We start from the raw sequence: 22,012 nt of genomic DNA, 5'->3' as shown, positions 1-22,012 counted from the left end.
CAAGTCTCCTTATTCTGGTGCAACTTCAAGTGCTAGCTTCATCATTTGTGTGTATGCAGTTTGTCTATTTTCTGCACTGTCAGCTTCATTTGAAACTAAAGAATCTGAAATTGTAAAAACTCCAAGGGCTTTTTTTCCATATTTTCTTGCTAGAGTAAATAGTCCATAAGATTCCATTTCAACACACAAAACTCCATATCTTTGTAAATTTTCAAAAACTTTTGGATCCATTTCGCTATAAAATTGATCTGAAGAATGTACTTGTCCACAATGAGTTGTATAACCTAATTCTTGACTTTTCTTATAAGCTTCAAGCAACAAGTTAAAATCTGGTGTTGGTGAAAAATTTATATTTCCAAATAAATTATCATTAATTGATGATTCACTACAAGCACTTGTTGCAAGAACAATATCATGTAATTTTATATTTTCTTGCATGCTTCCAGCACTACCAATTCTTATGATTGTATCAACATCATAGAAATTAAATAGTTCGTTAAAATAAATCATTGATGATGGAATTCCCATTCCACTTCCCATTACTGAAACTTTTTTTCCATTATAAAAACCAGTATATCCTAACATTCCCCTTGTATTTGTAAATTGCTTTACATCTTCAAGGAAATTTTCAGCTATATATTTAGCTCTCAATGGATCTCCTGGCATCAAAACTGTGTTTGCTATTTCGTCTTTACTTTTTGCTGAAATATGCGGTGTTGGTATAGTCATAATCACTCCTTTTTAAATATCTCTACTAATATAATATCACTTTTTAATTTTTTTTAAAAATAAAATGGCTGTTACAAATTTATTAAATAAATTTGCAATAGCCATTTAAAATTAATTAAATCTTTTTATATATTTTTTTGCAATTTCTTCTTTTGTAAATCCTAATTCTTCTTTTACATCTTTAAAGTTTCCAGAAATTCCAAACCTATCTATTGAAATATTTATTCCGTTATTTCCAGTAAATTCACTCCATCCAAAAGATGTTCCCATTTCAATTGAAACTCTATTTTTAATATTTTCTGGTAGGATTTTTTCTTTGTAATCTTGATCTTGTTTTCTAAATAATTCCATTGATGGCATTGATACAACTCTAACATCAATATTAGATTTCTTTAACTCATTCTTTGTATCTATTGCAAGTTCTACTTCACTTCCTGTTGCGATTAATATACCATCTGGGATTTTTTTATCAGAATCTTCAATTATATAAGCACCTTTTGAAATATCTGATAAATTTTCAGTTCCTTTAAGATTTTTTACTCCTTGTCGAGTGAGAGCTATTACAACTGGAGAATCTTTGCTTTCCAAAGCTATTTTCCAAGAAAGTCTTACCTCATTTGCATCTGCAGGTCTAAGCATAATTGCATTTGGAATTGATCTTATCATAGCCAATTGTTCAATTGGTTGGTGAGTTGGACCATCTTCTCCTACAGCTACTGAATCATGAGTAAATACGTAAGTAACTGGAATTTGTGAAAGAGCTGAAACTCTAAGTCCTGCTTTTAGATAATCTGAAAATACAAAAAATGTTGAAACGTGGTGGAAAGTTCCCCCGTGTGCTACAATTGCATTTGCAATTACACTCATAGCAAATTCTCTAACTCCATACCAAACATTTCTACCTTGTGGATTTTCATCAGAAAATCTCTCACTATCTTTTATATTGGTTTTGTTTGAAGAAAATAAATCTGCGCTTCCACCCCAGAAATTCTTAGTAATTTTTGCTAAATCTTGGATGATTTCTCCACTTGATGCACGAGTTGCAAGGCCTTCATCATTTGAAGAATATTTTTTAACTTGATCAATCCAATTTTCTGGCAATTTTCTTTCAAATCCATCAACATAATCTTTATAATCTTCTGGATATTTTTCCTTGTATGAATTTAGAATATTTTCCCATTTCTCATATGATTTTTGTCCGTTTTTTACAATATTTTCATTAAATACATCATAAACATCATCAGAAATTTCAAAATCTTCATATTCCCAATTGTAGGCTTTTTTTACTGCTGCAAAATCTTCTTTTCCTATTGGTGCACCATGAACCTTGTTTGTTCCTTGATTTTTTGATCCAAAGCCAATAACTGTTTTAACTTCTATAAAAGTTGGTCCGTTTTTGTTTTCTTTAGCTTTTATTATTGCCTTATATATTTCTTCAAGATTATTTCCATCAGAAACTTTAATGTAATTCCAATTTTGAGCTTTTACTCTTTGTTCAATATTTTCAGAAAATGATGTATTTAGATTACCATCAAGACAAATATCATTTGAATCGTGCAAAATAATTAATTTATTCAAATTCAAATGACCAGCTAGTGACATAGATTCATAGGAAATTCCTTCCATTAAATCTCCATCACCACAAATTGCATAAGTATAATGATCAACAATATTTAAATCCTCCTTATTATACATTGCAGCAAGGTGTTTTTCTGCTATTGCAAAACCAACTGCATTTGCAATTCCTTGGCCCAAAGGTCCAGTTGTTACTTCTATTCCATCTGTGTGTTTTCTTTCAGGATGGCCCGGTGTTTTTGAACCGATTTGTCTGAAATTTTTCAAATCTTCAATGCTTAAATCATAGCCTGATAGGTGTAATAATGAATAAAGCATAGCAGAACCATGGCCTGCTGATAGAACAAACCTATCTCTATTGTGCCAATTACTTTTTTTTGGATTAACATTTAAAATTTTATTCCATAAAACATAGGCCATCGGACTTGCTCCCATTGGAAGACCAGGATGACCACTGTTAGCTTTTTCAATTTGTGCTACTGATAAACATCTTATTGCATTTACAGCTTTTAAATCTCTTTGATCAAACATTAATTATTCTCCTCAATTTCTTTTAATTTATTAATTCTTTTAAGATGGCGACCACCTTCAAATTCAGTTTTTGAAAAAACTTCAACAATCATTTTTGCAACTTCAGAACCAATAACTCTTGATCCTATACACAAAACATTACTGTTGTTGTGAGCTCTACACATTTTTGCAGAATATACATCAGATAGGCAAGCTGCTCTAATTCCTTTAAATTTATTTGCAGCAAGGCTCATACCAATTCCTGTTCCACAAATTAAAATAGCAAAATCAGCTTCTTTATTTAAAACTTTTTCGCATGCAATTTTTGCAAAATCTGTATAATCGCAAGAATCTTTTGTAAAAGTTCCAACTTTTTCAACTTCATGACCAAGTTCCAATAATTTTTCTTCAACACTATCAACTAAATCTATTCCACCATGATCGTTTCCTATTATATACTTCATTATAACCTCTCTAACTATTTACTTCTAAATAAAGATTATCATTTTATAAGTTTACTGTCAATTTAGTCCTTTTTTTGAAAATTTTTAAAAATGGTTAAGTTTCGACTTTTATGGTATAATGTATAGGCGAAAAAATAAAAACAAAGGAGCATAAATGTTCGAATTTAATATAAATGATCATAAATACAAAAATATACATATGATAGGAATTGGTGGCATATCAATGAGTGGAATTGCCATTTTATTAAGTAATAATGGTTATAATGTTACAGGTTCTGACCTTTCAATTTCTGAAACAAGTAAACATTTAGATAAAAATGGGATTAAATATGTAATAGGACAAAAAAAAGAAAATATAAAAAATCCAGACTTAGTTATCTACACAGATGCAATTTCTGATGATAATGAAGAATTAATTGCTGCAAGAAAATTGGGAGTACCTGTAGTTACTCGTGGTGTTTTCTTAGGAAGTTTGATGAAAAATTACAAAAATTCAATAGCAATTTCTGGTTCTCACGGAAAAAGTACCACAACAAGTATGATTTCTAAAATTCTTATGAATTCTACAAAAAATCCTACTATTTTATTAGGCGGAGATCTTGATGAAATTGAGGGAAATGTTCATGTTGGTGATAAGGACATATTAGTAACAGAAGCTTGTGAATACAAGGGAAATATTAGGTATTATTACCCATCAATTGGAATTATTTTAAATATTGATGAAGATCATCTTGATTATTACAAAGACATAAATGATATAATTGAAACTTTTAAATTTTATTTGAGAAATCAAAGCAAAGATTCTAAAACAATTTTAAACTTAAATGAAGAGAATAATAAATTGGTTATTGATGCAGTTCAAGGTGAATTGATTACCTATGGTCAAAATAACCCTGAAGCTGATTACAATGCAACAAATATAAGTTTTGACAAAGATGGTAAACCAAGATTTGATTTATTAATGAAAAATGGACAAACAGAACATTTTGAATTATCAATTTTGGGAAGACATAATATAAATAATGCTTGTGCAGCAATTATTGCAACACTTGAAACAGGAGTTGATATTGAAACAATAAAAAAATGTATCCAAGCTTATACTGGACTTGAAAGAAGAATGCAATTAATTGGAAATGTTAATGATTGTAATATTATTTTAGATTATGGTCACCATCCTTCTGAAATTAAAGTGAATTTAAATGCCTTAGCTGAGCATACTAAAGGTAGATTAATTTGTGTATGGCAACCTCACACCTACACAAGAACAAAAAGATTATTTAATGAATTTGTTGAATGTTTTGATGATGCAGATGAAGTAATTATTACAGATATTTTTGCAGCTCGTGAAGCTTTTGACCCTAGTATTTCAAGTAAAGACGTTGTTGATGCTTTAGTAAAAACTGGTAAAAATGCTAAATATATTCCAACTTTTGAAAAGGTAAAGGAATATATATTAACAGATATCAAAAAAGATGATCAAGTTATAGTTACAGGAAGTGGAGATTCTGATAATTTAGCAAAAATGATTGCTGGAGTTATGTAAAAATAAAAAGCAAGTTTTGAAAATCGATAAGATTTTCTAGACTTGCTTTTTTTTGTATTTATTTTTATTTTATTTCCATCACATTTTATTGTTATATTCCCATCAAGGTCCGTTCTTAAAATTTTTATATTTTCCTTATTTAATAATTTTAAAACTTCAGTTGAAGGGTGCTTATACCTATTGTTTTTCCCAACAGAAATAATGGCAAGTTTTGGATTAACTTCTTTTAAAAATTCTTTTGAAGTTGAATATTTACTACCATGATGACCTAACATCAAAACATCACTTTTTAAATTATATCCTGAATAAATCAATTGGTCTTCAACATTTTTGCTAGCATCTGCTGGAAACATAAACGACATATTACCATAGGAAATTTTTACCACTATAGAATTATCATTATCTACGCCATTTTTATAAGCTTTTGGCCAAAATATCTCTACCTTTGCATCTCCTAAATAAAATTTATCTCCCTGTTTGGGATTAATTACCTTCGCATTTGAATTTGATAAACTTCTTTTAAAAGAATTATAAATTTTAGTTTCCTTTTTATAAGCTGGAGCTAAAACATTTATAACCTCAAAATTTTCAAGAATAGAAATCAATCCAGAAATATGATCTTCATCATAATGGCTTGCAATCATATAATCAATTTTTTTTAGATTTTTATTTTTTATAAAATTGTAATAGTAGCTACTACTTGACCTATTTCCACCATCAATAAGTAAACTTTTATCTTTATTTCTTACAAAAACTGCATTACCCTGACCTACATCAATGTAGTTAATTTCTAACTCATCTAAATTTTCATATGTACTTTCTTTTGTATTTATAAGTAAAAAAATCAAAATAGAAAATAATATTGTGATTAATAAATTTTTAAATTTTATTTTCAATAATCAATACCTACAGAAATTGCTATTGCTGCATCAATTTTTAACATAACAGATTTGTCAAAAGATCCCAACTTATCTCTTAGTCTTCTTTTATCAATTGTTCTTAATTGTTCAAGGAGAGCAACGCTATTTTTTGGTAGGCCAAATTCATTTGCACTTAATGAAACGTGAGTTGGAAGTTTAGATTTTTTTAATTGACTAGTAACCGGAACAACAATTATAGTTGGAGAATATTTGTTTCCCATATCATTTTGAACAACAATAACAGGTCTTACTCCACCCTGCTCGCTACCAACAACTGGAGAAAGGTCTGCGTAAAACAAATCCCCTCTTTTAACCTTCATCATTTTCTCCTAAAAGTTTAGATTTATATATTCTTGGAACCCTTTTAGAAATAGAAGTCATAAGTTCATAAGGGATTGTATTTATTTTTTTTGCTTCCTTATAAATATCAGGATAAAGAGTAACATAATCGCCAATTTCGCAGTCAATATCACTTACATCTATCATCATTTGGTCCATACAAACTCTTCCAACAACCCTCGCTAATTTTCCATTTACCAAAACTTCCCCAATATTTGAAAATGATCTTTTAAATCCATCAGCATATCCAACAGCAACTGTTGCAACTTTCATTTCCTTTTCAGCTACAAAAGTTCTTCCATAAGAAATACTTGTTCCTTTCTCCACATTTTTTACAAAAGATATTTGAGCTTTGAATTCAAAAGCTTGTTCTAATTTAATTTTAGAAATTTCTTTAATATAGTCAGATGGATAAATTCCATACAAAGAAATTCCAACTCTCAACAAATCAGATTTAAAATCATACTCCATTGATGCTGCTGAGTTAGCTATGTGAACTAAATTTAAATCAAAATCATCTTTAATTTGATCTATTATATATGTAAATTTTTTATATTGTTCTTTTGTATAAGTTAAATCTTTCTCATCTGCTGTAGCAAAATGAGAAAAAGCCCCAATAAAATTAAGATTTTCTAAATCTTTTAATTTTTTTATTTTTTCTATTTCAAAATCTCTAAAACCAATTCTTGTATGACCTGTATCAAGGCCTATATGGCAATTTATTTTTTCATTTAAGCTTTCATTAATTTTTTTTGCATAATCAAGATCATAAATTACAACATCTATTCCAAGTTTTGAACATTCTTTGTACTTATCCAAAGGCAAATAACCTAAGATAAGGATAGGTGTTTTAATTCCATTTTCCCTTAAATATTTAGCTTCTTTAAATTGAGCAACGGCTATATAATCTATATAATTTTTTATGTAATTTGCTACTTCTAAAGATCCAAGTCCATAGGCATCTGCTTTTAATACTGCACAAAATTTTGATTTTTGAGCTCTCTTTTTTATTGATTTTATATTATTCAAGATTTTTTCTAAATCTACTAATAAGTAATTTTCTTCCATATTAACTCCTAATTAATTTATAGGCCTTGGGTAAATTTTTAATAATGTCACTTGCAATTAATGAATCCTCACAATTTTTTGATGCATAAATATCTCCAGCAAGTCCATGAATATAAACTGATAAAACAGCTGCATCAAAGGCTTTCATATTTGATAAATTAGCAAGTATTATTCCGGTTAAAACATCGCCACTACCTGCTGTCGCCATACCACTATTTCCAGAATTATTTATGTAAAGTTTATATCCATCAGTAACAATGGTGTTTTTACCTTTTAAAACCAAAACAATATTGTGTTTTTTTGCAAAATCTTTTGATACTTTTTCTCTATTATTTTTTATAAAATATAAAGGTAAATTTGAAATTCTAGAAAATTCCATCTCGTGTGGAGTAAGTACAAGATTATTTTTTTTATCAATTATATCAATATTTTCTTTTAATGCATTTATTCCATCTGCATCTATTACAATGTTTTTATCAAAATTATCTAAAATTATTTTTATTAATTTATCAAGATTTTCACCCTTGCCCATACCAGGACCAATAGCTAGAGCATCCTTATTTTTTATTAAAGATAAAATTTTTTCTGCAATTTCTTTTTCATAATAAAAATAATCGCAAGCTATTTCCTCTATTATACATTCCGTAGACTTTATTTGTAAAATGTTTGAAATAGATGATGGACAAATTACATAAGAAAGACCTGCACCAGATCTTAAAGATGCGCTTGAAGATAAAAAAACAGATCCAGCCATTCCTTTTTTTCCACCAATTACTGCAACTTTTCCAAAATCTCCTTTATGAGAATTACTTGGCCTATTTTTTATTAATTTTTTAATATCCTTGTTTATTTTTAAATTTGCTTTATTTTTTTCGCAAACTGCTATAGCATAATTTCCATCATGACTTATGCTAAGTTCTGCCATAGTTTTTTCTCCATTAATAAAAACTATAGGCTTATTATCTATATGTTTAATTTCAATTTTTTTTCTTAATATGTAAGCTAAATTAAAGTTGTAAGCTTTAATTATAGCCTCTTTGCCAGCAAAAATGCCAGCAAAAGTTTGTAAGGAATTTGCTTTTGACTTAGAATAATGAAATTCATTATCAGTAAATATTTTACTCGCAAAATCTTTTTTTTCTAATTTATTTTTAAATTTTTTAATATCTACTATGTCAATACCAATCATTATCTTTTCCTTAAATTTTCAAATGATTTTTCTGATTTTTTTAATATTTCATCTAAATCGAGATAAGTAAATTTTTTATTTTCATAAACAAGATCACCATTAATTATTACATAGGATACGTCTGTATCAAATGTTGAATAGCACAAGGAAGATATAAGATTATTTTGTGGAGTATGGTTAGGATTATCTAAATCAATTAATATAATATCTGCTAATTTTCCTTCTTCTAAAGTTCCAATTTTATCATCAAGGCCTAGAGCCTTTGCCCCATTTATAGTTGCCATTTTTAAAATCTCATATGCTTTTAAATTTTTTGGATCTTTGAATTTTGAAACTACGGAAGTTAAAGAAATTTCCTTTAACATTGATAAATTGTTATTACTTGCTGATGAATCAGTTCCCATACAAAGGTTTATTCCCTTATTAATTATTCTTGTACAATCAAGAAAACCAGAAGATAATTTTAGGTTGCTTGATGGATTATGAGCTATGCTAACGTCATATTTTAATAAGATTTCAAGATCTTTTTCTGATAGGTGGACTCCATGAGCAGCTATTGTTTTATTTTCAAAAATTCCACATTCTTCAAAAACTTCCGTAGGGCTTTGATTAAATCTTTTCATACAATCGTCATTTTCAACTTTTGTTTCTGAAAGATGAATATGGATTGGCATCTTATATTTTTTTGCGTATTTATTTATTTCCTTTAAATAGTTTTTATCTGTTGTATAAACTGCGTGAGGTCCAAAGGCTATATTTATTCTTCCATCTTGACTATTTTCGTATTTTTTAAAAAGATCAATATTTTCTTTGATTTTTGCATTTTCTTTATCTTCAAGCGTAAGTCCTCTTGAAATTTGTGCTCTCATTTTTGATTTTTCTAAGGCTTTTATTGTTTGATCTTCGAAATAATACATATCAGCAAAAGTTGTTGTTCCTGTCATAATCATTTCAGCTTGAGATAAAAGTGAAGCCCAAAAAACATCTTCTGCCGTCAATTTATCTTCCAAAGGCCAAATTTTTTCATTGAGCCAGGTCATTAATTCTACATCATCACTAAAATTTCTAAATAAACTCATTCCCACATGAGTGTGAGCATTTACAAAGCCCGGCAAAGCCAGAAAGTTTCTTCCATCTATTTTTTTATCATAAGTAAAATCTAGTTTTTCTTTTGTAATCTTTCTTATCTTGTCATTTTCAATATAAATATTTGCATTTTTAATTTCTTCACCATCTGCCATGGTTAAAATTTTTACATTTTCTATAAGTATATTCATAACAAATAAGAGCGGCCAAAGCCAGCTCTTACATCTCTCCTATTCTTTCTTTCAATAAGGCATTTACTTGTTGAGGATTAGCCTTACCCTTGGTTTTTTTCATACATTGACCAACCAAAAATCCAAAGGCCCTGTCTTTTCCATTTTTAATATCTTCAACAGATTGGGAATTTTCACTTAAAACTTCTTTTACTACATCTTCTAAGAAACTTTCATCGTTAATTTGAAGAAGGTTTCTTTCTTTAGCAAGTTTTTCTGGATTTTCATTTGATTCAAAAATTTCTCTTAAAAGTTTTTTACCAACATTGTTATTAATTTTATTTGATGAAACTAAATTTATTAATTTCGCAAAATTTTCTACAGACAAATTCATTTGATCAGCCTCAATTTCACTTTCATTTAAACGTCTTGAAAGCTCTGTTAAAATCCAATTTGAAACTTCCTTAGGTTTTTTTACTATATCATTTGTCTTTTCAAATAGATTTGCAAGTTTTCTATCATTTGATAAAAGTCCTGCATCATAATCTGAAAGTTTGTATTCATCCATATACCTTTTTGCTTTTGCCTCAGGCAATTCTGGTAAATTATCTTTTATTTCATTAATAAATTCTTTGCTTAATTCAATTCTTGGTATATCTGCTTCAATCGAAAACCTATAATCATTAGCAGTTTCTTTTGTTCTCATTGAAATTGTAGTTTGAGAATCATCATCCCATCTTCTAGTTTCTTTTACAGATTCTTCTCCGTTTTCAAGCATTTTTTTGTGTCTATCAGTTTCAAATAAAAGAGCATCTTCAATAGCCTTAATTGAATTTAGATTTTTAATTTCAGAAATTGCAGTTCTTTCACCATTTTCAAGATTTTCAAGATTTATATTTACATCACAACGCATTTGTCCTTCTGCCATTATACAATCAGAAACATCCAAAAATCTTAAAGTTTGAGCTAATTTTTCAACAAATTCTCTTGCTTGTTTTGCAGATTTTAAATCTGGTTCTGTTACAATTTCAATTAGAGGAAGTCCTGCCCTATTGTAATCCATAAGGGTGTTATTATTTTCATCGTGGTTTGACTTTGCAGTATCTTCTTCCATGTGAATTGAATTCAATCTTATTTCGTCCCCATCACTTAATATAATATGACCACCCACTGCATATGGTTCGTCTTGTTGAGTTATTTGGTATCCCTTCACAAGGTCTGGATAAAAATATTTTTTCCTATCCATTTTCATAGATTCTCTTATATCACAATCAAAAGCAAGACCAGCTTTTATTGCATATCTTACAGCTTCTTTGTTTATTAAAGGTAAAGTTCCTGGATGACCTAAACAGATTGGACAAGTATTTGTGTTTGGTACAGCTCCAAATTCATTTTTACAGGAACAAAACATTTTTGTTTTTGTAGATAATTCAACGTGAATTTCTAATCCTATAATAGTTCTAGTTTTCATTTCTTTTCCTTTCGAAAGTTTCGCAAGCATTTATTATATCATTATCTTTAAATCTATCTCCAATAATTTGAATACTTCCTGATATTCCTTTTCTAACTGGAATAGATATTCCACATGATCCTGTTAAGTTTACACACACATTAAAAATATCTGATGTAAAATCCTTTAAAGGATCATCAGTATAGATACCTAATTTTGATGGAAGATCTACTGTTGTTGGAGTAATTAATAAATCATAATTTTTAAATATTTCTTTAAATTCTTCAACTATTAATGTTCTTAATTTTAGTCCTTGCTTGTAAATTCTTTGATCATCTTCACTTGATAAATACATAGTTCCAAGTGCTATTCTTCTTTGAACATTTTCTCCGAATCCTTCTGACCTATTTTTAATAAATAATTCTTCAACATTTTTATATTCGTCAGTTTGATGACCATACCTAATTCCATCAAATCTTGACAAATTGCTTGAAACTTCTGAACTCATTACAACATTATAAACTTCATTTGCATATTTAGAATATTTTAAATCTATTGGACAAATTTTAGCACCCATACATTTTAAAATTTCTATTGCTTTTTTATAATCGTCTTCTACTTCTTTTTCTAAATTATATACATTATTTTCATTTTTAATAACAGCAATTTTTTTACCAGAAAAATCATAATTTTCTTTTTCATAATTATAATAATCAAGAGATGCTGTCATATCAAATTTATCCGGGCTTTGAGTGGCAGAGGCAAGTTCTCTTAAATCACTTACATTTTTTGCAAACAATGAAACTTGATCAAGGCTATTTGCCATTGAAACAACGCCGTACCTACTCATAAGAGAATAAGTTGGTTTGTAACCAATAATATTACAATAGCTTGCAGGTTGTCTTACAGATCCACCAGTATCTGTTCCAAGTGAAACTAATACATCACCTTTTGCGACACTAACTGCAGAACCTGATGAAGATCCACCTGGAATTAAATTTTGATCTAGAGGATTTTTAATTGGTCCAAAATATGAAGTTTCTCCAGATCCTCCCATAGCAAATTCATCCATATTAGTTTTTGCAATTATAATTGCATCTTCTTTTAATAAATTTTCTATAACTGTAGCGTTATAAACAGGTTCAAAATCCTCAAGCATTTTTGATGCACATGTTAATTTCATACTTTTGTAAGAAATATTATCTTTTACACTTACAGGAATACCAAATAATTTTCCTAACTCTTCACCGTTTTTTAATTTTTCATCTAAATATTTTGCTCTTTCTAAACTATCATCTTCATTAAAAGAAATATAAGCATTAAATTCATCATTTTTAATTTTATCTAAAACATTTTTTGTATTTTCGTAGACTGAAATTTCTTTATTTTTAAATTTATTTATAGTATTTTGAATATCCATATTTACTCCTTAAAGTTTCCAATCCAACCTAAAATAACCATATTCAGTATCTTTTGCATTTTTAAGAGCATCAACTCTATCTAGAGATTTTCCAACAACATCGTCTCTTAAAATCGCATCATGATTATCTAACATTTCTGTCATTTTAACATTTTCGCAATCCACATCAAATATGTGGTCTATAAAGTCTAAAATTGTATTGTATTTATCGGAAATTTTGTCTATATCTTGGTTGGATAAATCAAGATTTGCTAGTCGATAAATCCTTGTAACTTCACTTTTATCCATAATTACTCCTCTAATTTTTTTATAAATTCGTATAAATCATCATTTTCTAAAACTTTAATACCTAATTGGTCTGCCTTATCTTTTTTGCTTCCAGGTTTTTCTCCGCACAAAACAAGGTCAGTATTTTTTGAAACAGATGATGTAACATCTCCATTATGATCTAAAATCAATTTTTTTATATCATTTCTCTTATAATTTTCAATACTTCCTGTAATAACAATCTTCATCCCAACTAAAGAATTACTTGTATTTTTTTCTTCAGTTTTTTTAATAATAATTCCCTTTTCTAAAAGTTTATCAATAGAATCTTTTATATTAGGATCGTGGAAAAATTCAACTATGTCATGAGAAGTTTTTTCACCAATATCTTCAACTTCAATTAAGTCGTCTTCTTTTGCATTTCTTAAATTTTCCAAACTTTTAAATTTTTCCTGTAAATCTATTGCGGTTTTTACTCCAACATTTGGAATTCCAATTGCATATATAAAATGATTTAGTTCACAATTTTTGCTATTTTCAATTGCACTTAATAAATTGTTGGTTTTTTTATCCTTGAATGACTCCAAATTTATTAAATCTTCATATTTTAAATCATACAAATCATAAATTTCTTTAATACCAAGCTTATTAATAAATAATTCCACAGTTTTTTCTGATAAACCTTCTATATCCATAGCATCTCTTGATGCAAAATGAACCATCCTAGCCATTAGTTGGGGCGTACAAGATATTGAATTTGGACAATATATATGAACATTTCCCTCTATTAATTCGCTGTGACAATAAGGACACTTTGTTGGCTTTTTAATTTCTACAGTATTTTCTTGGTTTTCATCTACAACACCAAGAATTTCAGGAATCACATCATTTGACCTTCTTATAAATACTTTTGACCCAATTCTTACTTTTTTTCTTAAAATATCATCGTAATTATTTAAAGTAGCTCTTCTTACAGTTACTCCAGAAAAATCTACAGGTTCAAGAATTGCAGATGGGGTTACTTTACCTGTTCTTCCAACATTCCAACTCACATCTAAAAGCTTTGTTGTATATTCTTCTGCTTCATATTTATAAGCTATTGACCATCTAGGAAATTTATTTGTATAACCTAAAACTTCTTGAGTTTTTACATCATTTACTTTTATAACTACACCGTCTGTCAAAACATCTATATGGTGTCTTTCTTCTTTTATAAAATCTATTTCTTTTACTATATCGTCAAATTTTCTTATTACTTTTTTGTATGGATAGACTGGTAATTTTTGATCTTTTAAAAATTCCAACTTTTCTTCTTCAGTTTTAAAATCAAGACTGTTGGTTGAAATTTGATAAAAATAAGCCTTTAAATTTCTCTTTTTCGTTTGACTTGTATCAAGATTTCTAATCGCTCCAGCTGCAGCGTTTCTTGCGTTTTTTAATGGAATTTCATTTTCTTCATTGTATTTTTTTAAACTTGATAAGGGCATTACTGCCTCACCTTGGATTTCAATTAAAGACTTTTCTTTAATTTTTGTAGGAATTGTAGGAATTGTTAAAACTTGTTTGGTTACATCTTCTCCAACTATTCCATTTCCTCTTGTTGATGCAGTTTGTAATATTCCATTATCATAGGTCAAATTAATAGTTAAACCATCAAACTTATATTCTGTAATAAATTCTAATTTATCAAGTTTTTCATCGTGTGTTTCGTTGTATTGATCACGAAGTTTTTCTATCCTTATAACCCAATCTCTAAGCTGATCAATATTTTGAGACTTATCTTGAGAATATAATCTCGAAATATGGAAGTGCTTTTCAAACTTATCTAAAATTGTTCCACCGATCCTTTGGGTTGGAGAAAATTCATTTATATATCCAGTTTTATTTTCAAGATTTCTAAGCTCATCATATAACTTATCATATTCACCATCAGAAACTATTGGCTCATCCAAAGTGTAATAATGATAATTTAAGTCATTAATTTTATCAATCAGTTCATCTATTTTAATCTTATCTTTCTTATCCATCTTAAATCCTTTTTATTGGGGCATAATCTTGGTTTAGCTTTTTTAAACCTTTTTTATCAAATGCTACTACAAGTTCATTTCCATCATGTGATTTTTTTATTTGAACTATCATGCCTTGCCCCCATTTTGTATGAATAATTTTATCACCAATTTGAAATTCTTCTTTTGATGATTCTTTAACAGTATTTTTCTTTAAGACACTTTCTCTTGCTTTTTCTCTCATATAGGATTCATTGCTTTTCATTTTTACATAAGGCGAGTAAGCAGGTGTTTTGTCTTGGTCTATTTTTTTTATTGAAGATTCAATTTCATTTAAAAATCTTGAAGGTTTATAATAGACAGCTTGGCCAAATTGCCTTCTAATTTCTGCGCTAGAAAGATATAATTTCTCCATAGCCCTTGTTATTGCAACATAGCAAAGTCTTCTTTCTTCTTCAATATTTCCTTCATCAATAGATCTTTTTGAGGGGAATAATCCATCATCCATACCAACAACAAAACATACCTTAAATTCAAGTCCCTTTGCAGAGTGAATAGTCATAAGTGAAATTGAGTCATCACTATCTTCAGTTTTATCCAAATCTGATAAGAGTGATAAATTTTCTAAATAATCGTGAATATTATCCTCTGGATTATTTGATTGGTATTCTGAGGCTGAGGATATAAATTCATTTAAATTGTCAATCCTTGACCTGTTTTCTACAGAATAAGATTCTTCCAAGGATTTTATGTATCCACTCTTATCAAGTATCTCTTCTATCAATTCCACAATGTCATAATCCCTGTAATTATCAAAAATTTCTGCCAATGGATTATAAAATTTTTCGCAGGCACTTTTTAATTTTGTAGGAAGAGTAGAAAATAAAGACGGATCACAAACAAGCTCTGTTAATGAAAATCCTAATTTACTAGCTTCTTTTTCTAAGTTTTCTACTGTTTTATTGCCAATTCCTTTTTTAGGTTCATTAATAATTCTTTTCAAACTAATATCATCTTTTGGATTTACCAAAACTTTTAGGTAGGAGACAAGATCTTTTATTTCTTTTCTATCATAAAACTTAAGTCCACCTACTACCTTATAATCGAGAAGATTTTTCATAAGATATTCTTCAAAAACTCTTGATTGAGCATTCATCCTATATAAAATCGCCATATCTTTTAGCTTATAGCCATCGTTTAATAAAGAATTAATTTCATCTATTACAAATTTCCCCTCTTCGGATTCAACGGATGACTTTTTATATAAAACTTCTGAGCCATCATTTTTTGTTGTCCAAAGATTTTTATCTTTTCTTTCAGTATTGTTTTTAATCAATTTATTGGCAACATTAATGATATTAGAAGTTGACCTATAATTTTCTTCAAGTTTTATGGTCTTTGCATCCTTAAAATCTTTTTCAAAATCCAAAATATTATTAATATCTGCACCCCTAAAACTATAAATTGATTGGTCAGCATCACCAACTACTCTCACGTTATTGTGAGCTTTTCCAATAAATTTAATTAATTCATACTGACTTTTGTTTATATCTTGATACTCATCTACATAAATATATTCAAATTTATTCTGATAATATTTCAAAGTATAAGAATCTGTCGCAAACAAATCTAGGGTTTTTAATATTAAATCATCAAAATCTAGAGAATTATATTCAAATTTTTTCTTCTCATAATTATTGTAAATATTATAATATTCTTCTTGCTTAGCATAAAATGTATTTATATTTAAAAATTCTTTAGGACTTATTGATTTGTTTTTACAAAAACTTATAACATTTAAGGCCTCTTTTGGACTTATATCATCTTTGTAATTAAAATCGTTTATAATTTCTTTTACCAAAGTTTTTTGATCATTTGTATCATAAATAGTGAAATTATTGTCATATCCAATTTTATTAATATTCATTCTTAAAATTCTTGCACAAATAGAGTGAAAAGTACCAATCCACAAGTGAGAAACATCTTCATCTAAAAGATCTGATATTCTTTCTTTCATTTCATTAGCAGCCTTATTAGTAAAAGTAATAGCCAAAATATTAACAGGATTTACATTTTTTTCCTTAATCAAATATGCAATACTTGTAGTTAAGACTCTGGTTTTTCCACTTCCAGCTCCCGCTACAACAAGAAGGGGACCTTTGTCATGTAACACTGCCTCTTTTTGTTTATCATTTAAATTAGATAAGTCCATTCTTCACATCCTTTCATCCTTATAATTATACCATAAGAGTTCGACTAATCTAAGATTTGAAATGAATTTATATTTTTTCTTTCGATATTTTTTTAAAAAATTTAAAAAGAAAAACGAACCTATCTTAATAGATAAATTCGTTTTAATTTTAAATTTATTTTTTATTTTTCTCTTCTTTTAGATTATTTGCAATTAATTTTTCAAGAACTAAATCATAACCATCGCTTCCGTAATGCAAGGACCTATTTACTCTTGAAATAGTTGCTGTTGATGCTCCTGTTTGCTCTTCAATTTCGCTATATGTTTTTCTAATTTTTAATAATTTTGCAACTTGCAATCTTTGTGAAATTGATTGAAGCTCTCTTGCTGTGCAAGCATCTTCAAAAAAATTGTAACACTCGTCTCTATCTTTTAACATCAATATAGCGTCAAAAAATTCATCTAATTCTTTGCTTTGTAATTTTGAATCTGTCATTTTCTTCTCCTAAAATAATCCAATGATATTTCCATTTTCGTCAATATCTATATCATATGCTGCAGGTCTTTTTGGAAGTCCTGGCATAGTTAAAATATTTTGAGTTAGGGCTACAATGAAGCCTGCACCTTGATTTAGTTTAATATCATTAATTGTAATCTCATATTCGCTATCTGGATTTAAATTTTTCGGATCATCTGATAGTGAATATTGAGTTTTTGCAATACATATTGGTAAATTATTTGAATTTAAATCATTTATTCTTTTAATTTCATTTAAGGCCTTTTTAGAATATTTAACTCCACTTGCCCTATAAATTTCTTTGGCAATAACTTCAATTTTCTCTTTTATATGAAGATTTTCATCATATAAAACTTTGAAATTATTTTCTTCTTGGCTTTTTTCTATAATATATTTACAAATATCAAGGCATCCTTCTGATCCTTTGTGATATACATCACATTCAAAAGCTTTTAATGATAGGTCTTCTACAAGTTTTTCCAAAGTTTTTAATTCTTTTTCTGTATCTTGGTCAAATTTATTTATTGCCACAACAATATTTTTTGAAAATTTCTTTAAATTTTCTAAATGAATTTTTAAATTTTTAAATCCTTTTTTAAGACTTTCAACATTTTCTTGGTCAATATTTTTTAAATCTTGACCTCCATGATATTTCAAAGCCCTTATAGTTGCAACAACTACTGTCATATTTGGTTTTAAGTCTGCTTTTCTACATTTAATATCGTAGAATTTTTCAGCACCTAGATCTGCACCGAAGCCTGCTTCTGTTACGGCAAAATCTGATAAAGAAAGGGCTGTTTTTGTGGCTATAATTGAGTTACAACCATGGGCTATATTTGCAAATGGTCCGCCGTGAATTATTGCTGGTGTATTCTCTAATGTTTGGCATAAATTTGGTTTTAACGCATCTTTCATCAAAACACAAACAGGACCTGTTGCTTTTATATCATCTACAGTAACAGCATTACCTTCAATATCATAGGCAACAATCATTTTTGAAACTTTTTTCTTAAAATCAAATAAATCATTACTTAGACAAAATACTGCCATCATTTCTGTAGCAACAGTTATGTCAAAACCATCTTGTCTTACAATTCCGTTTGTCTTTTTACCTAAACCAACAACAACTTCTCTTAGGGCTCTATCATTTAAATCCACACATCTTTTCCAAACTATATTGTTTAGATCTATGTTTTTTTCATTTCCTTGATAGATATGATTATCAATCATAGCAGCAACCAAATTAACTGCGCTCGTTATTGCATGAAAATCACCAGTTAAATGAAGATTTATATCTTCCATTGGAATAACTTGGGAATAACCTGCCCCACATGCTCCCCCTTTTATACCAAAAGATGGTCCTAATGATGGCTCTCTTAAAACAGAAATAGATTTTTTTCCAAGCTTATTCAAACCCATTGACAAGGCTACGTTCATTGTAGTTTTTCCTTCACCAAATGGTGTAGGAGAAATTGCAGTTACTAAAACAAGTTTTGAATCCTTATTTTTGTCAAATACAGGATTAATCTTGGCCTTATATTTACCATATTTTTCATAATCAGTAATATTTAGATAATTGGCAATTTCGTCAATATCTTTGATCTCAGCTTCTCTAGCAATCTCAATATCTTTTTTCATTTAAACTCCTATAATTACAATATGTTTTGCTTTTCATTTACATTATATCAACTTTTCACATTCAGTGCAATAGTTTAATAAAGTGAATTAAAATATATTTATTTATCTTTTCTTATTTTCTATAATTTCTATGAAAGTATTTGCCAAATTATCGTTACGTGCAAGCAAGGGACCGTGTAAATATGAAGCGAAAGTATTTTTGTATCTAAATCCTTCTGTTAAATCCTCTCCATTATTTCCATTTCCTGAAATAACACTCGCAAAAGCTTGGTTTTTATCTTTTAGATAAGTAACTCCCCCATGGTTTTCAAAACCCTGATAAATCTCACCATTTGACAAATCTTTTATTTCAATATTTCCAACGAACCTATTTCCATCTTCCTGATTTTTTGTATAATAGTCAAAAATTTTAAGGCCTTCTATTTTTTTATTATAAGCATCATAATAATATTGACCCATAAGTTGAAAACCACCACAAATTGCAAGAAAAAGTCCATTATTTTCAATATATTTTTTAATACTTTCTTTTTTATTTTCCAAATCTTTTTCTACAATAGACTGTTCATAATCTTGACCGCCACCAAAAAATACAAAATCATATTTATCAGGATCAAATTTATCATCTAAACTTATTACATCAAGATTTACTTGGTGGCCTTTTTTTTCGGCAAAATATTTTAGGGCCATTACATTTCCGACATCACCGTAGGTATTTAACAAATTTCCATATAAATGGCATATGTTTATAATCATTTAAGTTTTAAAACCTCCCTTAGCCTCAACATAGCTGTATAAGTAGAAAGTATATAAATTTTTTCAGTTTCTTCACTTTTTATATTTTCTAAAATTTCATTTTCAAAATCAAATTCTTTTATTTCTCCATCAAATATGTCTGCAATTTCAAGCCTTCTTTTCATATCTTTCTTTCTTGTACCTGAAACTTTTATGCTTTTTATATTTAATTTTTTTAATCTTTCATAATAAGAATCATAAATCCAAGATACATCTGTACCATCAGCATAATTATCATTTAATAGACAATAAAGACTGATTGGTTCGTTTTCTAATAGCATAAGATTTATTATTTGATTTAAACCTGTTGGATTTTTAACAAGATTTATAATTAATTCTTTATTTTCAATGTTAATTACTTCTTGCCTTCCAAAAACGTGCTCTTGAAATTTTAAACCATCAAATATTTTTTCATATGGAATTTCTAATTCTTTTGCCAAAGCTATGGCACTTAGGGCATTGTATATATTATAAAATCCGCCAATTTGACTTTCATACTTTTCACCATTTACTATAAATTTTGAAAAATTAGCATCCATGGATAATATTTGGCTAATATTATAAGAAAGTTCAGGAGAATGAAAATCACAATTTGGACATGAAAAATCACCTAATGAAGAATAATTAACCAATCTATATTTTAAAATTGAATTACATTTTGGACATAATATTCCATCACTATTAAATTCAGCATCCTTTTCGTACTTATCATTATTTTTATTTTCTTCTCTAATTCCATAATAAATCGGATTAAATTCTTTTAAATCCTCATAAGAAAATATTGGTAAGTCTCCATTTGCTATTATTGTTACATCTTCGCAATTTTTAAGTCCATCCATAATTTTTTTATAAACATTATAAATTTCCCCAAACCTATCCATTTGATCTCTAAAAATATTTGTCAAAATAACATAGTCAGGTTTTAAGAACTTGCTTATTCTAACTAGGTTAGCCTCGTCTACCTCCAAGACTGCAATTGTATCTTCATTTTTTGGAACATCTAACAAAACGGTGATAATTCCTTGAATCATATTTGAACCAGAATCATTAGTAAAAACATGTTTATAATGCTTTCTTAAGATATTTGTAACAAAATGGGTTGTCATGGTTTTTCCATTTGTACCAGTCACAAAAATAAATTTTGTATTTTCACTTAAGGCACTCAAAATATCATTATCTAAATTATAAGCAATTTTTCCCGGCAAACTTGTAGCCTTATGATTTGTCATTTTAAGTAATATTTTACTAAACTTTGCAATTTTAATAATTAATTTATCTTTTATATTCATAAAAAAATTATAACAGATTAAAGGGTGAAAAGTCTATAATATTTTTATTCAAAATATTTTAAATAGAGATATTAAATTATTTTAATCTCTTAAAAAATTTTTTAAAAATCCATAAAAAAATAGACTAAAATTTTATTTAGTCTATTTTTCTTCAAGTATATTCTTACAAACTTCTTTCATCATATAGTCCACTTTTTCTGACCAATCTGGATCACTTGCGTACAATTTTCCTATAGATTTTGTAGATATACCATTATAAAATTTTCCGTCTTCACTTAAGTAATTTTCTTTTAAAAATTTTGCAACGTGATTAACTGATTCACCCTTACTTTTAAACTTATTTGCTGCATTTATAGGATCTTGATCAATAGCATTAAATCCAAAAAGATTATTTTTTGCCTTAGCAAGATATGAATGACCATTACCTGTTTCATGTTTTGCCATAGCCATTAACAAAATAGCATTGACGCCATGTTTTTCTTCTGCTTTTTTAAATTCAACACCAAGACCTTGTAATTTTGTATTTTTAAGTCCAAATTCAAGTTCTTCAGCCGTTAAATTTGTTCTATTTGTCAAATAAAGCATTGATGTTTTGCTAATTTTATCTGATCCATTATTTTCTAGTTCTTCTAAATCTTTTTCTAATTTTTCAAATCTTTCTATCCTGGATTGTTTTAAAGTAAGGGTTTCGTTGCTAATTTCATTTACTCCAGTAATCAAACTATCTCTTTTATCTTTGTTTTTTGCAGCTAGAGATGATTTATCTAAACCTGTTGCAATAACTAGCACAAGAACAATAGCTAAAAAAGATAAAAATGATATTTTAAATCTTTTATTTCCTATCATTTA

Annotated in this window: 19 protein-coding genes; 1 reads left to right on the top strand and 18 read right to left on the bottom strand. The window is 28.0% G+C overall.

The genetic code is table 11. The features are described from left to right. Nucleotides 1–9 precede the first annotated feature (9 nt). From deoD to rpiB, 3 genes are all read right to left on the bottom strand, one after another. Nucleotides 10–729: a purine-nucleoside phosphorylase gene (gene deoD / locus BN2087_RS06330; RefSeq protein ID WP_049690984.1), complete on the bottom strand. Its 720-nt coding sequence runs from the start codon at nucleotides 727–729 to the stop codon at nucleotides 10–12. Nucleotides 730–840: 111 nt separating this feature from the next. After that, a complete protein-coding gene (gene tkt / locus BN2087_RS06325; protein ID WP_049690983.1) occupies nucleotides 841–2,835 on the bottom strand; it encodes a transketolase in 1,995 nt (664 codons plus the stop codon). Then, a complete protein-coding gene (rpiB, locus tag BN2087_RS06320) occupies nucleotides 2,835–3,278 on the bottom strand; it encodes a ribose 5-phosphate isomerase B (protein WP_049690982.1) in 444 nt (147 codons plus the stop codon). Before rpiB ends, tkt begins: the two co-directional genes overlap by 1 nt. Before the next feature lie 154 nt (nucleotides 3,279–3,432). Here rpiB and murC point away from each other — a divergent pair, with 154 nt between their 5' ends. Then, nucleotides 3,433–4,821 (top strand): UDP-N-acetylmuramate--L-alanine ligase, encoded by a 1,389-nt coding sequence (murC, locus tag BN2087_RS06315; protein WP_049690981.1) that lies wholly within the window; start codon nucleotides 3,433–3,435, stop codon nucleotides 4,819–4,821. Here murC and BN2087_RS06310 read toward each other — a convergent pair. The 15 genes from BN2087_RS06310 to BN2087_RS06240 form a co-directional block, all read right to left on the bottom strand. Beyond that, nucleotides 4,755–5,669 (bottom strand): ComEC/Rec2 family competence protein, encoded by a 915-nt coding sequence (locus tag BN2087_RS06310; RefSeq protein WP_245190860.1) that lies wholly within the window; start codon nucleotides 5,667–5,669, stop codon nucleotides 4,755–4,757. The two genes, murC and BN2087_RS06310, sit on opposite strands and share 67 nt — an antisense overlap. A 44-nt stretch (nucleotides 5,670–5,713) precedes the next feature. Further along, complete coding sequence (locus BN2087_RS06305; RefSeq protein WP_049690980.1) at nucleotides 5,714–6,061, bottom strand: type II toxin-antitoxin system PemK/MazF family toxin; 348 nt, start codon at nucleotides 6,059–6,061, stop codon at nucleotides 5,714–5,716. After that, a complete protein-coding gene (alr, locus tag BN2087_RS06300; RefSeq protein ID WP_049690979.1) occupies nucleotides 6,051–7,148 on the bottom strand; it encodes an alanine racemase in 1,098 nt (365 codons plus the stop codon). Before alr ends, BN2087_RS06305 begins: the two co-directional genes overlap by 11 nt. Before the next feature lies 1 nt (nucleotide 7,149). After that, entirely contained in the window at nucleotides 7,150–8,337 is a 1,188-nt protein-coding gene (locus tag BN2087_RS06295) for an NAD(P)H-hydrate dehydratase (RefSeq protein ID WP_049690978.1), read from the bottom strand. Next, nucleotides 8,337–9,614, bottom strand: a complete 1,278-nt coding sequence (locus BN2087_RS06290) for an amidohydrolase (protein ID WP_049690977.1) — start codon at nucleotides 9,612–9,614, stop codon at nucleotides 8,337–8,339. Before BN2087_RS06290 ends, BN2087_RS06295 begins: the two co-directional genes overlap by 1 nt. Nucleotides 9,615–9,642: 28 nt before the next feature. Next, nucleotides 9,643–11,064, bottom strand: coding sequence for an Asp-tRNA(Asn)/Glu-tRNA(Gln) amidotransferase subunit GatB (gatB, locus tag BN2087_RS06285; RefSeq protein ID WP_049690976.1), 1,422 nt, complete (start codon nucleotides 11,062–11,064; stop codon nucleotides 9,643–9,645). Next, nucleotides 11,054–12,463, bottom strand: a complete 1,410-nt coding sequence (gatA, locus tag BN2087_RS06280; RefSeq protein WP_049690975.1) for an Asp-tRNA(Asn)/Glu-tRNA(Gln) amidotransferase subunit GatA — start codon at nucleotides 12,461–12,463, stop codon at nucleotides 11,054–11,056. Before gatA ends, gatB begins: the two co-directional genes overlap by 11 nt. Before the next feature lie 9 nt (nucleotides 12,464–12,472). Then, the gene (gene gatC, locus BN2087_RS06275; protein ID WP_049690974.1) at nucleotides 12,473–12,751 is read right to left on the bottom strand and encodes an Asp-tRNA(Asn)/Glu-tRNA(Gln) amidotransferase subunit GatC; all 279 of its coding nucleotides are present in this window, start codon (nucleotides 12,749–12,751) and stop codon (nucleotides 12,473–12,475) included. Between the two features lie 2 nt (nucleotides 12,752–12,753). Continuing rightward, nucleotides 12,754–14,757, bottom strand: coding sequence for an NAD-dependent DNA ligase LigA (gene ligA, locus BN2087_RS06270; RefSeq protein WP_049690973.1), 2,004 nt, complete (start codon nucleotides 14,755–14,757; stop codon nucleotides 12,754–12,756). Between the two features lies 1 nt (nucleotide 14,758). Then, nucleotides 14,759–16,948, bottom strand: coding sequence for an ATP-dependent helicase (locus BN2087_RS06265; protein WP_049690972.1), 2,190 nt, complete (start codon nucleotides 16,946–16,948; stop codon nucleotides 14,759–14,761). A 154-nt stretch (nucleotides 16,949–17,102) separates the two neighbouring features. Next, a complete protein-coding gene (locus tag BN2087_RS06260; RefSeq protein WP_049690971.1) occupies nucleotides 17,103–17,423 on the bottom strand; it encodes a YerC/YecD family TrpR-related protein in 321 nt (106 codons plus the stop codon). 9 nt (nucleotides 17,424–17,432) lie between these two features. Then, entirely contained in the window at nucleotides 17,433–19,082 is a 1,650-nt protein-coding gene (locus BN2087_RS06255) for a formate--tetrahydrofolate ligase (RefSeq protein ID WP_049690970.1), read from the bottom strand. A 102-nt stretch (nucleotides 19,083–19,184) separates the two neighbouring features. Continuing rightward, nucleotides 19,185–19,835, bottom strand: a complete 651-nt coding sequence (locus BN2087_RS06250; protein ID WP_049690969.1) for a type 1 glutamine amidotransferase — start codon at nucleotides 19,833–19,835, stop codon at nucleotides 19,185–19,187. Beyond that, nucleotides 19,832–21,163 carry a Mur ligase family protein gene (locus BN2087_RS06245; RefSeq protein WP_049690968.1) on the bottom strand — a complete coding sequence of 444 codons (1,332 nt, stop codon included), beginning with the start codon at nucleotides 21,161–21,163 and terminating at the stop codon, nucleotides 19,832–19,834. Before BN2087_RS06245 ends, BN2087_RS06250 begins: the two co-directional genes overlap by 4 nt. 141 nt (nucleotides 21,164–21,304) lie before the next feature. Further along, complete coding sequence (locus BN2087_RS06240; RefSeq protein WP_049690967.1) at nucleotides 21,305–22,009, bottom strand: glucosaminidase domain-containing protein; 705 nt, start codon at nucleotides 22,007–22,009, stop codon at nucleotides 21,305–21,307. Between the last annotated feature and the right edge of the window lie 3 nt (nucleotides 22,010–22,012).

The organism is Anaerococcus jeddahensis (assembly GCF_001182725.1).
Classification (GTDB): domain Bacteria; phylum Bacillota; class Clostridia; order Tissierellales; family Peptoniphilaceae; genus Anaerococcus; species Anaerococcus jeddahensis.
This window is presented reverse-complemented; position numbering and strand designations above follow the sequence as displayed.